Raw genomic sequence first — 511 nt, 5'->3', positions numbered from 1 at the left:
TGTACCGCTATGCCAACGGCGACCCGGACGCGATCTGGCGCGAGATGCAGAACGGGGCGGTCATCGTGAGCGAGCCGTTTGCCTTTCGGCGCAGCCTGCCGCCGCAGGGCGGCGCGGTGACCCTGCGCACCGACCGTGGCGAACACACCTTCCCCGTCGTCGCCGTGTACTACGACTACGCTTCCGACCGGGGCCGCGTGCTCATCAGCCGGAACGTGTACGAGCAGTTCTGGGACGACCGCGAGATTTCGGGCCTGGCCGTGTACGCTGCGCCGGGCGTGGAGGTGGCGCGTTTGGCCGACGACCTGCGCGCGGCCCTGAGCGGCACGGCGCTGCAGGTGCAGGTGAACCGCGCGCTGCGCGAGCAGGCGCTGGTCGTCTTCGACCGCACGTTTGCCATCACCAATGCGCTGCGCCTGCTGGCCGTCATCGTCGCCTTCATCGGCGTGCTTAGCGCGCTGATGGCGCTGCAGCTGGAGCGCGCGCGTGAGCTGGCCACGTTGCAGGCGCT

Annotated in this window: 1 protein-coding gene; it reads left to right on the top strand. The window is 69.9% G+C overall.

Going from position 1 to position 511, the window contains the following annotated elements; all coding sequences use genetic code 11:
• On the top strand, nucleotides 1-511 hold a 511-nt coding region (locus NZU74_20885), incomplete at both ends, for an RNA recognition motif domain-containing protein (GenBank protein ID MCS6883777.1).

The organism is Chloroflexaceae bacterium, assembly GCA_025057155.1.
GTDB lineage: Bacteria > Chloroflexota > Chloroflexia > Chloroflexales > Chloroflexaceae > JACAEO01.
This window is presented reverse-complemented; position numbering and strand designations above follow the sequence as displayed.